The following is a 13,521-nucleotide window of genomic DNA, read 5'->3' as shown; positions in this document are numbered from 1 at the left end:
TCCACACGTGCAAGTCGGGTCGCCGGTCCGGAGCCGCAGCCCTCGCTTGGGCGCCCACACCGTGCGGCCCGGGCTCCGAGCCCGGTTCATGTCGAGAATTTTACGACACGAACCCGACTACGAGGCGAGGCATCGCTACGGAAAATCCTGAGGTCAGGGCTGCTGCTGCTTCTCGGCCGCCGGTCGCCCGCGGCGGGGAGCGGCGGAGGCAGCGAGACGGACGCTGACGGTGTCGACGTAGCCGAGGATCGCGGCCATTTGTGTCGCGACTGCCGCGAGCTGGGTGGGGATGCCGGCGAGGTCATCGCGCCTGGTGGCCAGCTGCTCGACGGGAGAAGGTGAGGTCTTCACCGCGCCGCGCCGCGAGGGGCCGACGGCGGCGCGTGCTGTGTCGAGGTGGATCTCGCCGACCTGAGCGGTGACCCGGAGCAGCTGGGAGACGACAGCCGAGAGATCGTCGTACACGGTGGCCAGGTCCTCGACCGGGGTGGGGGCTGTGCCGATGTCGCGGACTCGGGGGCGAGCGTTGCGACGGCGGACGATGCGGCCCTCATCGGTGAGGACATCGAGGGCCTTGTGCGCGGTAGTGACCGAGACACCATAGGTCTCCGCGAGCTCGCGGACTGTCGGCAGCGCTTCGCCGGATGACAGGATGCCGGCGTCGATGTGTTCACCGATCGCTGCGGCAACATCACGGGCAGTGCGGCGGGAGCCACTGGCGCTATTCACCCGACGAGTGTAAAGCCCTCCCGCGGCGTGTCTCTCTGTGATTTCCAATGCACAAGAACGTTTTTCGGCGTATTGCCAGGCCACCCACCACCCGATTATGGTGTGGAACAACATCTTATGTTGTAGATAGATGTGACGGACTGTTCTAGATCTGTCATGAAGTCAGTGACATTCGATGGTGGCGATCGACTCCGCACACCTGGTGCGCGCGAACCGGTTCGGCACACAGACAAAAAGAAAACCCCGCCCTCCGAAGTCGCGAAACAGGTGAGGGCGGGGATCCAAAACACGAGTTTTGATTCGCAAGCACGAGGATACAGGCAAGGTCCGACACGATCCACTCGTGGGGCCGATCCAGATCCCTCCAGCACGCGCACCGAGGCTCGACGAACCCCGTGAAAGGGCCCGACAGACCGTGCAGCTGCTGCCGAACACACCATCCCGATTCCAGCCGCCCGCTCCTGCCGGCCGGACGCAGCCACTATGCGCGATAACGGGATCACCGAAAACGATGACGGCATACACCGGCGGAATCCACCTCACGCCGATCTGATCTTCCCGCCTGGCCCGGACCGCCACGCCGATGCGTGGACCGGTCCGGGCGCCCGGGTGTCGAGCGTTCCTATCCCTACTCGACCGGAGGTGAGCCCTACAGCACCAGCGCGGTGCCCAACACTCCGCCTAACTCCACATCCGTCCAGCAACACCTGATCTTCCCGGATCCCTTTCACCACAAAGGAATCCGGACCACGGGACCACACTCCCGTGTTGGTGCTGCTGGTGTTTCCCCGAAAGGAACTGCCTGATGAGCAGCTCTGATGATAGGTCATGCCCGCACACGGGTGAAGGCCCTATTCGCGATTCACCGACCACAACCGCATCGAGCTGGGAAAACCCGCCCGGATCCACCGACAACATCGACACCATCGTCGACCGATTGAACACCGACCAGGTCGGTGGGTCGTGGTCATTGCCGCTCGCCGATGGTGCCTCGGCGAAGGTGCCGGCATGGGACAGCTCGCAGCAGTGGCTGCAACGCCTGCAGCAGGTCCTCGACACCGACCACGGCCGCGTGCTGCTCAAGCGTCAACACACCTGCGCGCGAACGGTAGTGAAGATCGCGAAGGTGATGGCCGCCGGCGCTGAGACCCGCACCGGCCGCAGACTGACCGCCTCGATCGCGACATTGGCCGCCCGCAGCGGATTCAGCGACTCGACAGTAGAGCGCGCCCGGGCGGTAGTCCTGAAACTCGGGTTCGCCGTGGACATGGCCACCGGCCGACACCTCTACACACACGAACGCGCCGCCGCCCGCGCCCACCACGGCGGATACCAAGCCGTCGCCGCCAGCGTCTGGCACCTGACCATCCCCCGCGCCACCGCACCGGCTGACAAGCCGCTGGCGCCGCGGCGCAAGTCCGCGAGCCTGGGCCGGGTCACCCGCCGCGCACACCGCGCCGCCGCGCCCGCCGCCGTTGCGCCGGCGGCCACATCCGTACTCGTCGATCGCGGCCGGGAGGACCTATCTTCACCTACTGGAGTAGGTGAAGAACGTTTCGTTGGTACAGGTAGTAGTTTTGTTCTCAACTCGTCTTTCGTTGGGAAAAAATCACCAACGCGCGCGCGAAGCGCGCACGCGAGGACCAGAAATTCTCGAAAAACGAGCGAAAAGCCCTGGAAGGACGCCGATCCCAGGCCGTTGCACCTGCAACTGGCAGCTGCGGAGGTGGTCACCCACTGCCATGGCCTCGACCGCGGACAATGGCTGAACCTGGGCTCGCAGCGCTACCTTCGCCGACCCGGCTGGCACATCGGCGCGGTCGCCGATGCCCTGGTCGAGGCGGGTATCGACACAACCCGCTACGACGGCAAGATGATCGCCGCACGACTGACCCGGTACACGATCGAACGCGGCGTGCACTGGCCCAACCGGATCAACGCACCCATCGCGTTCCTGCGGCACCTGCTGGCCGGAGTGGACTGGACCCAGCAGGTACCCACCGAGCCAGCAGCCGAGCGCCGCGCTCGCCGCCGAACCCACACCTGCGACCTTGCGCCAGTTCAGTGCCTCACCCATCCATGGTCGGGCCGCCGATCCGGTGGTGAATGCTCGGGCTGCTTCAGCGACCGCATCGTCACCGATCCAGCGCCCAGCGCCAGCACCGTGGATGACGCTTCCACGCGCACAGACCGGGGCTGGGAAGCGCTCGCCCACAGGGCTGTTCGGGTCGCGCCGGTCCGATCGCCAGGTGTCGGCAACCGTCCGATTGCATCCGCTGTCGTGCGGAGTATCGAGACGCAGCTGAGCGTCTGCGATGAGCTGGCTACAGCGGCGACCGATGTGTGTGTGGTGTGCGCGGCGCCTGGTTCGATGCGCGATGAGCTGCCCTTGCCGATGCCGACGTGCGATCAGTGCTGGGAAACCTCCCAGACCGCGTGTGTATGATTGTCATACACGCCGAGAGGGAGATGGCCCCTCACCAGGAAAAGGACCTCACCATGGCCGCAATTGGCGACGCAGCCGCCCAAGACCTCATCACTCGCGCCGCGAAAGTCGGCATCACCCGCGAACAAATCGCCGTCGAACTGCGCACCCGCCCGGAATGGCTCGACGGAATCTCCGGCGCCAGCCTGCGCCGCGCCGACCAGATGATCGAACGCGCCACCGCCGCCCAAGCCGCCGCCGCCCGTCGCGCTGAACTGCTCGACCAAATCGAACACATCGCCGGCCTGCTCGGCTACGACGGCGCCGCCAAACGCGCAGCCGCCGACAAGAAGTTCCGTCGCACCAGCGAACTCGCCGACTTCGTACGCCAGTGCGCAGAGCAGGCCCGCCGCGACGGACACAACCCACGCACCCCCGCCCAGCAGGAGAAGGACGCCACCGCCGCCCACCGCCGCGCGACCGAACCCGTCACCGACCGCCAGGTCGACTACCTCGTCAAACTTCTCGCTCGCCGCACCACATCAGGCGAGGGCGGCGGCTTCGCCACCACCACCGGGCTCTACACCGCCGACGGCAACATCGACGTGAACGCTGTTCGCGCACTGACCAAGTCGGCCGCGTCCAACCTGATCGACTCCCTGACCAACCGCTACTGACACTCGCCCCGCTACGAGAGGCCCGAACCGGTGACCACCACGTACGCCCCCGACACCGCCGCCCGCATCATGGAACACCTCGACACCCACCCCCTACCCGGTGTCACCACAGTCGGCGTCCTCGACTGCGCTCGACCCGACCCCGCCGATATCGGCGGCTGGGCCGACGACAACGCCGCCGACCGCCCCGACCCGCAATACATCGACACCGCCATCCTTCACCTGAACATCGGCAGACTCACCCTCAACGCCACCACCAGCGCGGTCCGATGGTGGCTTGAAGTCGAGCGCGAGAGCGAATTCGGATCCGAGACCCTCCAACCCGCAGGGGAAGGCGTGCTCGACGGAGATATCGCCCCCGTCATCGACGCCATCCGCGCAGCCACCTCCGATACCGACCAATAGGCCGCAGCAGCATGGCCTGGTACACGATCGAACACAGCTGCGGACACGCCAGCGAGCGACAGATTTACGGCACCAACGTGCACGGAGAGCGCGAACGCAAAGCCGCCGGGCTGGGCCGGTTCAACTGCCCGGACTGCGCCGCGACCGACCGAGCCGTGACATCCGACGCCGCCACTGGTGTAGCCGATGAACTGGGATGGCCCGGGCTGCTCGGCTCGCAACGCCAAGTGGAGTGGGCGCAGCGGCTGCGCCTGGAAACGATCGACGAACTCGACCGCATCTGCCGCACCACGGGCATGCCCGAAGCTCGGCACAACTGGGCTCGGGGCGTGCTGCTGGCTCAGACCTCCGCCGAGCAGTGGATCGGATTCCGCGGCGGAAACCCGAACCGATCCCGTATCGAAAACTGCCTCAACCTCACCGACCTCATGCCGGTGCCGGATCTGGTGCGAGCATGGGCCGCCGATCCGGCACGCGACATCGCCGACGCATTCTGCGACGAATGCCGCTGACCCAGCTCGATTGGAGAACTGATGACGACCACCGAAACATCTGGGGCTGACCGTATCCGCGCTGCCCAGGCAGCCGTGTCCACCGCACAAGCAGCTTTCGAGCAGATCGTGCGGGACGAGCACGCGGACGGTGTCATCGTCTCCGATATCGCCGAAGCGCTCGGCGACCGCAAACGCCGCCAACGCGTGTACGGCATCCTGGGCCGCGGAGAGAACGGCGACGTGCCCACGGCCCCCGCACCGCAGCCCATCGTGTATCTGCGCGGACCCCGCCAATCGGACGAGGTGTGGCAGCGAGTAGAGGCAGCGATGTGGGCTCGTGGCTGGCGCACCGTCCGCGACCGCACCACCGCGTGGCACCTGGCTCGCGGCGGATCCCCGGTCGTGTTGTGCGACTTCGCCGCCGACTTCGACGGGCTCGCTGTCGATTGGATTGTGATCGGCCGCGTCCGCGCACGCTATGAGGTGACGACGCAACGGCGCTCGGTCGCTGACCTGCTCATGACCGCTGATCGTGCACGGGCGATTCAGCAGGGCGCGCCATGGCTGGACGAGGAAGCCCACAGCGAGGTTCGAGTGATGGACCTGCCACTGACGTCAGGCGGGCGGGTCACTCGCCCGCGCCGTGGCGACACGCTGGACACGGCGGCACTGGCCCGGCTCGTGGCCGCCGCATTCGCCGCTGTCTGACTCTCTTTGCCAAGCAACCGGATCGGGCGTGTGCAGTACGCCCGATCCGGCCCCGACACACAGCAGAACACATCAACGGTCCGGAAGTGTTCGACCTGCCCGCGTGTCCGGAAAGACATGTGGTTCTATCGGCGATCTGTGACGGCACACCCATCGATGGATGTTGGTGTCGGGCCTCCTATCACCTCCCCCTGAATCGCGGATCCCACCGATCACGGGTGGCGTAGCAGAATCCGACGACCCAAGCCCGGGTTCTTGGAATATCTAGTGCATGAAGCATGAGTTCACTAAATTTAGTGAAATTGCCCCTTGGGGTTGTAGGGTCGTTTCAACATCAAGACACCCCCAGCTGACTGCTAAACCCCCTCCTGCACAGAGAGATTCAGATGACCGTCACCGCCGCACAGATCGCCAAGGCCGCTCGCATCGCACCTCGCACCAAGCGGTTCGTTCTCCGCGATGAGTACGGCTTCGCGTACGACGGCAACCGCACCGAACACGTGCTCGCCGCCATCGGCAGCGTCCACCACACCCCAGACCTGGACCAGGCCACTCACATCGCGGCCCGTGCGCTTTACAAGTGCTTCACAACCGGACGCATGAACATTCAGCTTGCCTCCGACGTCCGCCAGCGCAGCCCATACCAGCTGTGCAAGATGATCGCCCACATCGTCAACGGCGTTGGCGCGGACGCACTGCTCGCGTACAGCGTCGGCCCGGTCGCCGACTACTGGATCAACGAACACCGCGACGAGTTCTGAGCCGCTTCTGGTGCACCCACCACAGTGGGTGCAATGGTGTTGGCCACAAACCCAAACCCCGGCAGGAGATTCCGATGGCGTCTTTGATCCGTGAGCAGATCATCGGATGTGACGACCCCGAGAATGCGAAGCAAGTCCGGGTGACGCGCGAGAAGAACTACCCGATGATCACCCAGCAGGGACCGGCGTGGACGTGGGTGTACAGCTACCAGGTGGATGGCGGCCCTGAACGCTGCTACGGGAAAGGGCTCTACGACACCCACCGCCGGGTGCGCTGCACCTTTCCCAACGGCCCAGATCATCGAGACCTGGAAAGTGCCCCGCTGACGAACCAACCAGATTCCAGGGCCAGTCACAGCGGCGCGGGGGAGTGACATCGCTCCACACACAGCCCAACCACTGACCAATTCGATGCTGGAGATGGGTGCCGAAGATGAGTGCTCACCGTTACACGACGGGTGAAAGAACGAAGATGGGCCGCCGCCAGAGACGTGTGTCTCTGGAGGGCCCACCTGGCAAACGCTGCAGAGGCGGTCTACCACTTCGTAAACGCCCTACGTGAGAGCGGTGGACTCTTCTAGAAGAGCCACCGACCAAGCCGGTCTCGCTGCAACGAGGTCGGCTTCTCTCGTTCATAGGACGTCTCGAAATATACGGGAACTTGACAGCGTCGGTCGACAAGCCACCAACTGCTGCGGAGCCCGCCGTAGTCCGCTGGAGCCCATCTGGCCCGCGCTCGCCTGCAATGAGGGCGGGGGATGAATCTCGTAGACGCCCAGCTTCCCGACGCAGCCCACTCAGCGGGCAATTCGCTGACATCGGTCGGATCTCTGTCCTGAAGTGTGAGCCGATCAACAGCTTTCAAGGGGGCTGGTGCAGCTCAACACCAGGCTGGGACCGTCGTGGGAAGCGCTGGGTCCTCACGTCATCGGTGGCGGTATGTCGTGAGGGCAGCTGTCACAGCGTTGGGTGTGGGCGGTGGCGAACCTTGTCGGTGTCGATGAGCCCACTGAATTCCATCCGCAGGATGGCCTCAGCCAGCTCTATATCGGTCCAATCTTTCAGCGGCATAGCGCTGTCGAAGTCGATGATCCCGCCATCTATACGGCGGGTCACGCCTTTGCGGAGCATGTTCACCAGCTTGGTCTTGCTCAGCCCACGCAGCGTGTCCCGCCGCCGCCACACCTCGGCGATGAGCTCATCGTCCTGCGTGTCCTGTTGCCCTGGTGCGGCGGTCGATTCGGCCACCGGCGGCACGGTGTCCGCCAGCACGGTGTCCACCGGCGCGGGTTCAGCGCTGTCGGTGTCGGCGGTCGTGACCGCTTGCTTGCGCTGATGTTCCTGCGCGGGTTCTGCCTGAACAGGAGCCTGTGACGCGCCGGCGTGCGCGATGAACTCGGCGATGTCGTTGCCCAGTGCGGACACCACAGCGGCGAGATCGGTGAGCGCGGTGTAGGTCTCGTTGGTCAACGGCGAGTCGACGACAGCGCTGTCGACAACCCGGAGAGTGCCATCACCGGCCTCGGCGAGCGTGCCTGCGTCGATGAGCGCGCGCAATGCGGCATGGACAGTGTTGATATTGGCCTGGTGGGTCTCCGCCAGCGCCTCAGGCGCGGGTAGCGCAGCGCCGGGGGCGTACTCGCCGGTGTCGATGAGCTCGGCGACGGCCTTGGCAACCGTGCGGGCAGCGGGGGACTTGGTGGTGTAGACCGAGCGCGCCCGGCCGGGCTTGCCTGCTCGCACACCGCGCTCGCGGACGGGCTTGCGCATGGCTTCGTAGTAGGGATACCCGCCGATTTCCTGGACGGCACTGCTCGGATGGTCTTCCCGCAGGGCCTGGGCGGCGAGATCGTCGCGGAGGGTGGTCATCGCTTTGCTCAGCTCCTTGGTGCGGACGGCGAAGTCCCCGAGGCTGCGCAGGAGGGTGACGGTATCTGGCATGGACACAGAATACAAGATTGCACACAGCACTGGTGCAATGCAAGAAGATTCACTATATTTAGTGTAAAGAAAAGTGTCACACCAGATTTTGAATGGAGTTGTTCCATGGGTCTCGGCGCATCCCACCGGTCTCGCTACCAGTCCTCGACCACTTCGACGCGGCGCTGGCGGCGGCGTGGGCCGATCGGGCGCATCGTGTCGCTGACACTGCGGAACCCCGTGCTGTTTCTTCTCCCGATCATGGGAGCGATCATCTTCGGCGCCCTGGTCCTGACTACCGATCGCACCCCCGCCACCCCGGTAACCGCGCCCGTGGCCGCCGACGGCTGCGCCATGTTCTGCACCGACACCGAATACACCCCCGCCGACACCAAATACAGCAAGACCGCCTCTGTTGCCCGACCAGCTCACGCCACCGCCCCCGCGCCGGTAGCCCCCGCGGCCGCCAACGGCTGCGCCATGTTCTGCACCGACATCGAAAACAGCAAGACCACTGCGGCGCCGGTCGGGCTCATCGACTTCTCTGCGGGCTCCTCGCATGGAGCAGGCCATACCGCCGGCTGGCAGATGAGGCTGTAGCCGCTACATCAGCTCAGCCACACCGAATCCCCTCCCACGAACCCACCCGCCCCCACGCACAGTCCCCGACCTCGAGGTTGCGATGCACACCACCACCTTGACCCCTGAAGCCCTTGCCGAACTCCGCACCCTGGGATGGCACCAGGCAAACATGTCGCCCTACGTCAATCCCACGGTGGCCGCGCAGGTCAAGCGTGTGCTTGCCGAGCGCGGCGAACCGTGGGCCGCCAGCGTGCTGGGACGCGACCTGTCGCGCCGATCGATATTCCAGCGCTGCTACCCGTGGTTCGAGTGCGGCGAGATAGAAACCCTCGTCCTGGCCGACCACGCGGAATGACGGCAATCTCGAACGCCCACCCCTGCATCCACCGATTCCCGCCTCGAATACACCGGCCCCCCACTATTCCCCGGAGGAACGAACGCTGATGAGCAGCCATCCTGCCAGCGACAACACCCCCATCTCCCCAAACATCCCTCGATGGGTGCTGCTGCTGCCCGCCGATGACCGCCACGACCGCCCCCGCCTGCTCCCCGACCCCGACACGCACCCCACCGACCCGCAACCACTGCTGTTCGACACCGAAGACGAGGCCACGATCGCCTGCAAGCAGTTCGCGGGCGAAGCCGCCGACCTCGGCGTACCGGGATGGTCGGCGACACCATGCCGATACGCCGACATCCCCGTCGCCCCGGCCGCGCCACCGGCACCGGTGCTGCAGCCACTGCCCAGCCTCGGTGAACTCGACATCCTGTTCCCGCCCCCACTGCCGCAGCAGCACTACGAATTCGCGCTGGTCACCGCCGCAGGACTCATCCGCGACGCCGACGCTGTCGCCGACGAACTGCCCTACACCCTCTACCTGCACGCCCAAGACGCCTACACCGCGGCCGCCGACTACACCGAACGAGCGCACTGGCTCGGCCGCGCCGACTACACCGTGCGCGTGGTCATGCGCATCGTGACCACCCACACCACCCACTGGGCCGAAGCCATCCCGCCGCACGCTGCCACCGCGGTCACCGGTGACAGCACCGACCAGAAGTAGGTCGCGATGGCACACGGCGCGTCCGGACCGAGACCGTCGTCCGGCCTGACAGCCCGCAACACCACAAAGACAAGGAACCTCGAAATCTGATGGACACCGCCGTCGAGTTCGCGCACCACGCCCGCAGCTACACCGACCTGTGCCAGGACAACTCACCGGCCGCCGCGGCAGCTGCCACCGAGATCCGGGACCGGCTCCTCGACCCGCACAATCCCCTACCCGAAGCGGTGCTGACACCCCAGATCGCCGCCCTGCGTACCGCGCTGCCCGCCTCGGTTCTCGACCATCCCGGCGCCCACCAAGCCGTCGTGCTGGCCGCCCGCGGCCTGCACATCGTGACCACCCTCTACGGCGACCCCGCGACAGGGCAGCTCGGCCGCATCATCGGCGACCTCGAGCGCCCCGAGTTCGCAGTCCTGGCGGCCTACCACCACGGCGGCGGCCTGCTCGACGCCATCACAGCCCTGCACCAGCACCTCACCCGCTGCGGAGCGAGCATCGACGACATCCTCGACGCCATCGCCGCCGAAGCCTACAGCGACGCCGTATACGGACACGGCCGCCGACGCGACAACCCCACCGGATACGACGAACTGCGCTCCGCCGAGTTGCTGCACGCCCACGCCCGCGCCGCCGGCTACCCAGACGCCCGCGCCGAGCGCCTGCGTGATGCGGTGCTGGGCACCGCATTCGATGAGCAGACCAAAGCCCAAGCCGGACGCGACCACCCCGATATCGTCGTCCAGGCCGTCGTCGCGGTGGACCTGCACGTGCTCGCTTGCCCCGACGCGGTCACCACCGCCATGGACCTGGCCGTCGAAGACGGCATGTCGGCGCGCTGGTCACCGGACCGCATCATCGGCCGCGCGATCGCCGAGACCGGCGCCCGGATCCGCTCCGTGCCAGAGGCTCTCGCGTTCATCGACGCCCACGCCGATCGGCGGCCGCGGCTCGACAACGGCGCCCACGCCGATACCACCGTGATCGAGATGTTCGCTGACCGGCTCATCGGCAACGCGAAGTTCATTGCCGCGCACCGCTACCCCGACACCTGGACCCTGGACAACCCCGAGTTGCGTGCCACCAACGCGGCCGTCGAGCGGGATCTCGGCCAGCAGCTGAGCCGGCGGCGCATCACCGCTGTGGCGGCCTACCGCGCAGCCGCGGAGCACGTCACGACGATGTCGACAATGCACTGACCCCCAATTGATCTCGCTGCCGCGTCACGTGGACGTGACGCCCAAGGACAAGGCCTCGGCGCCATGCCTCGAGGTCGTCCACCGGCCGACGCCATCAGCCGATCCGGAGCGTCAGCGCCGGTCCGAGTCTGAGCGATGGCGCGACGCCGCGCGGCGCTTCGAAAAGAATCGCCTGCAGTTGACTGCCCATAGGGACCGCAGACGCCGCAACCGCCCCGGCCCGAGTCGTGGTCAAGACCGACTTCGGTAGTTGCGGACGGCGATATGAGCGGGCCCGACTATATATCCCATGGTCGGTCCCGTTGTCGCATCCACGGGGGGCTATGCCAGGGGTGGCCTCACGTCGCGTCCGTCCGCCATCGCGGTCGCACCGCACTCCACGCAGGTGGGTATGCCGCAGTATGCCTTCACGCCGCCGTCGCGACGAAGAGTCACCGCGCCGGCGTCTTGGTCCAGCCCCGCGCTCCGCCCATCGAGGGTGAACCACACACTGCCGCATCCGCAGACCAATGAATCGTCGTCTCCGTCCGCTTGTCGACGGCTGTCCAAGAACACAACGGAGTTATGGCCATGCTCGATCGACACGGCGTTCCTTCCTATCAGGAGCACGAACACCTTCCCCTTCTGCGGGGCGGAAGGTGGAGGTTGTCTATCGGTGGTCACGCACAAGCAAGACGCACTCCAGCCAATCGCCTGCTCATGAGAGGCGTCACGTGGGTCGATCCAGGCCCCCCGAGAGCCCCATCCTGCCATCATGTTTCGTAAGGCACTGCAAATTCGGGGGCAATGGTGATCACTCCGACTATCAACCCACACGGAGCGGCTGACATGTCATCCGCTCCGTGGTGTAGGTGCTGCTTTCGGCGACCCGGATCCGTGAACTCGACGGGATCGCGGTGGTGGCGAGCGCCACCTGCTACCTCGATCGGTGGCTCCTCGGGGCGTCCACGACCTGGCCGGGTTCAACTCGTCCACGGGAATTGACCCCACCACAGCCGCCAGATCACGAGTTCGACGACCAGGAGGGGCGGATGCCGATCTACTACCACGGTGGTGTTCCAGGTAAGCGACGCCGTCAGACGATCTTGCCGGCGACAAAAGTCAAGATGAACGCCGTATACAACCCCGACCATGTGGAAAAGGCGATCTACTACCCGGACAGGGTGTACCTCACCACACATTTGGGTGCCGCGATGGGTTACGCGGCACGGTACATCGATCGCCGCGCCCGCAGATCCCCCGGCGATGTGTATCAGGTCGAACCGATCGGAACACCAGAGGTCGACCCGGACTTCGCGGCGCAAGATGGCGCCTTCGTCATGTGCCGCGAAGCGGTGATTATCGAGGTCGTGGAGCGGAATGTACAGCTGACACTGCGGGAACAGACGCGGCTGGCCGGACCGACGATCCTCTGGCCGCGCGGCAAGCCCGTCTACACCGACGACGGCACCCTGCAACTGTCAGACCAGATGCGCGCCGCCGGGGTCCGCGACGACTATGTAGCGTTGCTGCCCAAGTGGATCGACCTCACCGAGATCAACAGCCTGGGTGAGATCGTGTCCCCGAGGAACTTCACGAAGACAGCGACAGCCCGAGACCTGCTCGACATCTTCAGCCATCTCACCTGGGACAACCCCACACATCAAATCCGCGGTGCCGGCCATGCTTTCGAGTGCGTGTGCGGACAACGCTACGACACCACGAACTCAGCAGCCATCCACCAGGCAGGGGAGCATCTGGTGGTTCTGCAACGACACAACATTGCCGCACGCTCACGCGATCTGATCGACCTGCTCGCCGAACGTCGCCCACAACGCTGGGCGTGGCTGACACACACGAAATGACCAGCGGGATCGGCGACGAGACTGTGGAGCACTGCATAGATAGTGCCCGCACGGACACATCTACGGCCGCTATCGCAGGTTCCATCGTCGGCCGAAGCCTCCTCACGCGCACCGTGCATGACCAACAACCAATGCGACTCGCACCGCTACACCCGGCAACGATCATGGTTAGGCGGTGGCTGAGATGAGGTCGAGTTCGACGCGGTAACGTGTCGGCCATTCCTCGTCGCATGGGGTGAACTCGACATCAACCCAGCGCAGGCCGGGCTTCGCGGTGTAGCGGCCGGTGAGCTTCCCGTCGTGGTCGCGATCTTTGATGTAGTCGATGGCGGCGCTGCATTCGTTGCGGACTGTCTCGAGCGCAACCCATTTGGGGTCGTGTCCTGCGGCGAACTCGGTGATCGGCACGATTGCGGGCCCGAGATCGGTGCAACTGACCGCGTGGTCCCCGAACTTGTCGGTGTAGATCAGCGCGTTGCGACCAGCAGCATACGAATTGAGCACAACCTCCTTGAGGGTGACGCCGATGCGGGTGTGACCAGTGAGCTTGTCGGTGGTGAGGACGACCGGGGCGCCGTCGAGTGCAGCCACGACGTGCCGCAGATTGCCGGGCGTCCACAGGTGGCGGTCGTTGCCGGCGCCCCGATCGGAGAAGTCGGCTGCATAGATGGCGATGGGGGTGGTGAGCATCGGGTCCTCCAGAGAAGCTAACG

15 protein-coding genes are annotated in these 13,521 nt (G+C 65.6%); 12 read left to right on the top strand and 3 right to left on the bottom strand.

Annotated elements, in window-relative coordinates:
• Positions 1–153 precede the first annotated feature (153 nt).
• Positions 154–729: a winged helix-turn-helix domain-containing protein gene (locus AB0C34_RS17075; protein ID WP_357073173.1), complete on the bottom strand. Its 576-nt coding sequence runs from the start codon at positions 727–729 to the stop codon at positions 154–156.
• Between the two features lie 805 nt (positions 730–1,534).
• Between AB0C34_RS17075 and AB0C34_RS17070 the strand changes: the two genes are divergently transcribed.
• From AB0C34_RS17070 to AB0C34_RS17040, 7 genes are all read left to right on the top strand, one after another.
• The gene (locus tag AB0C34_RS17070; protein WP_357073170.1) at positions 1,535–3,175 is read left to right on the top strand and encodes a hypothetical protein; all 1,641 of its coding nucleotides are present in this window, start codon (positions 1,535–1,537) and stop codon (positions 3,173–3,175) included.
• Between the two features lie 53 nt (positions 3,176–3,228).
• Entirely contained in the window at positions 3,229–3,831 is a 603-nt protein-coding gene (locus AB0C34_RS17065) for a hypothetical protein (RefSeq protein WP_357073167.1), read from the top strand.
• Between the two features lie 30 nt (positions 3,832–3,861).
• Positions 3,862–4,236: a hypothetical protein gene (locus tag AB0C34_RS17060; protein WP_357073164.1), complete on the top strand. Its 375-nt coding sequence runs from the start codon at positions 3,862–3,864 to the stop codon at positions 4,234–4,236.
• Between the two features lie 11 nt (positions 4,237–4,247).
• Positions 4,248–4,748, top strand: a complete 501-nt coding sequence (locus AB0C34_RS17055; protein WP_357073161.1) for a hypothetical protein — start codon at positions 4,248–4,250, stop codon at positions 4,746–4,748.
• Between the two features lie 21 nt (positions 4,749–4,769).
• Complete coding sequence (locus AB0C34_RS17050; protein ID WP_357073158.1) at positions 4,770–5,438, top strand: hypothetical protein; 669 nt, start codon at positions 4,770–4,772, stop codon at positions 5,436–5,438.
• Between the two features lie 386 nt (positions 5,439–5,824).
• A complete protein-coding gene (locus AB0C34_RS17045; protein WP_357073155.1) occupies positions 5,825–6,199 on the top strand; it encodes a hypothetical protein in 375 nt (124 codons plus the stop codon).
• A gap of 74 nt (positions 6,200–6,273) precedes the next feature.
• Positions 6,274–6,573 (top strand): hypothetical protein, encoded by a 300-nt coding sequence (locus tag AB0C34_RS17040; protein ID WP_357073152.1) that lies wholly within the window; start codon positions 6,274–6,276, stop codon positions 6,571–6,573.
• Positions 6,574–7,156: 583 nt separating this feature from the next.
• Here the strand turns inward: AB0C34_RS17040 and AB0C34_RS17035 are convergent.
• Positions 7,157–8,140 carry a GntR family transcriptional regulator gene (locus AB0C34_RS17035; protein ID WP_357073149.1) on the bottom strand — a complete coding sequence of 328 codons (984 nt, stop codon included), beginning with the start codon at positions 8,138–8,140 and terminating at the stop codon, positions 7,157–7,159.
• A 105-nt stretch (positions 8,141–8,245) separates the two neighbouring features.
• Between AB0C34_RS17035 and AB0C34_RS17030 the strand changes: the two genes are divergently transcribed.
• The 5 genes from AB0C34_RS17030 to AB0C34_RS17010 all read left to right on the top strand — a co-directional run bounded on the left by AB0C34_RS17030 (position 8,246) and on the right by AB0C34_RS17010 (position 12,808).
• Positions 8,246–8,719, top strand: a complete 474-nt coding sequence (locus tag AB0C34_RS17030; protein ID WP_357073146.1) for a hypothetical protein — start codon at positions 8,246–8,248, stop codon at positions 8,717–8,719.
• 82 nt (positions 8,720–8,801) lie between these two features.
• Positions 8,802–9,056, top strand: a complete 255-nt coding sequence (locus AB0C34_RS17025) for a hypothetical protein (RefSeq protein ID WP_357073143.1) — start codon at positions 8,802–8,804, stop codon at positions 9,054–9,056.
• Between the two features lie 88 nt (positions 9,057–9,144).
• Complete coding sequence (locus AB0C34_RS17020) at positions 9,145–9,765, top strand: hypothetical protein (protein WP_357073140.1); 621 nt, start codon at positions 9,145–9,147, stop codon at positions 9,763–9,765.
• Positions 9,766–9,854: 89 nt separating this feature from the next.
• Complete coding sequence (locus AB0C34_RS17015; RefSeq protein ID WP_357073137.1) at positions 9,855–10,964, top strand: hypothetical protein; 1,110 nt, start codon at positions 9,855–9,857, stop codon at positions 10,962–10,964.
• 851 nt (positions 10,965–11,815) lie between these two features.
• The gene (locus tag AB0C34_RS17010; protein ID WP_357073134.1) at positions 11,816–12,808 is read left to right on the top strand and encodes a hypothetical protein; all 993 of its coding nucleotides are present in this window, start codon (positions 11,816–11,818) and stop codon (positions 12,806–12,808) included.
• Positions 12,809–12,976: 168 nt separating this feature from the next.
• On the opposite strand, the gene AB0C34_RS17005 is transcribed toward AB0C34_RS17010, so the two are convergent.
• On the bottom strand, positions 12,977–13,498 hold the full coding sequence (locus tag AB0C34_RS17005) for a hypothetical protein (RefSeq protein ID WP_357073131.1): 522 nt from the start codon (positions 13,496–13,498) through the stop codon (positions 12,977–12,979).
• Positions 13,499–13,521: the final 23 nt, after the last annotated feature.

Origin of the sequence: Nocardia sp. NPDC049220 (genome assembly GCF_040647855.1) — a bacterium.
Taxonomy (GTDB): Bacteria; Actinomycetota; Actinomycetes; order Mycobacteriales; family Mycobacteriaceae; genus Nocardia.
Note: the sequence above shows the minus strand (reverse complement) of the source record. Positions and strands in the feature narration are given on the sequence as shown.

Coding starts and splice junctions, on each gene's coding strand:
- AB0C34_RS17020 (WP_357073140.1), top strand. CDS start 9,145: ATGAGCAGCCATCCTGCCAGCGACAACACCCCCATCTCCCCAAACATC.
- AB0C34_RS17035 (WP_357073149.1), bottom strand. CDS start 8,140: ATGCCAGATACCGTCACCCTCCTGCGCAGCCTCGGGGACTTCGCCGTC.
- AB0C34_RS17045 (WP_357073155.1), top strand. CDS start 5,825: ATGACCGTCACCGCCGCACAGATCGCCAAGGCCGCTCGCATCGCACCT.
- AB0C34_RS17070 (WP_357073170.1), top strand. CDS start 1,535: ATGAGCAGCTCTGATGATAGGTCATGCCCGCACACGGGTGAAGGCCCT.
- AB0C34_RS17040 (WP_357073152.1), top strand. CDS start 6,274: ATGGCGTCTTTGATCCGTGAGCAGATCATCGGATGTGACGACCCCGAG.
- AB0C34_RS17005 (WP_357073131.1), bottom strand. CDS start 13,498: ATGCTCACCACCCCCATCGCCATCTATGCAGCCGACTTCTCCGATCGG.
- AB0C34_RS17055 (WP_357073161.1), top strand. CDS start 4,248: ATGGCCTGGTACACGATCGAACACAGCTGCGGACACGCCAGCGAGCGA.
- AB0C34_RS17050 (WP_357073158.1), top strand. CDS start 4,770: ATGACGACCACCGAAACATCTGGGGCTGACCGTATCCGCGCTGCCCAG.
- AB0C34_RS17025 (WP_357073143.1), top strand. CDS start 8,802: ATGCACACCACCACCTTGACCCCTGAAGCCCTTGCCGAACTCCGCACC.
- AB0C34_RS17030 (WP_357073146.1), top strand. CDS start 8,246: ATGGGTCTCGGCGCATCCCACCGGTCTCGCTACCAGTCCTCGACCACT.
- AB0C34_RS17065 (WP_357073167.1), top strand. CDS start 3,229: ATGGCCGCAATTGGCGACGCAGCCGCCCAAGACCTCATCACTCGCGCC.
- AB0C34_RS17015 (WP_357073137.1), top strand. CDS start 9,855: ATGGACACCGCCGTCGAGTTCGCGCACCACGCCCGCAGCTACACCGAC.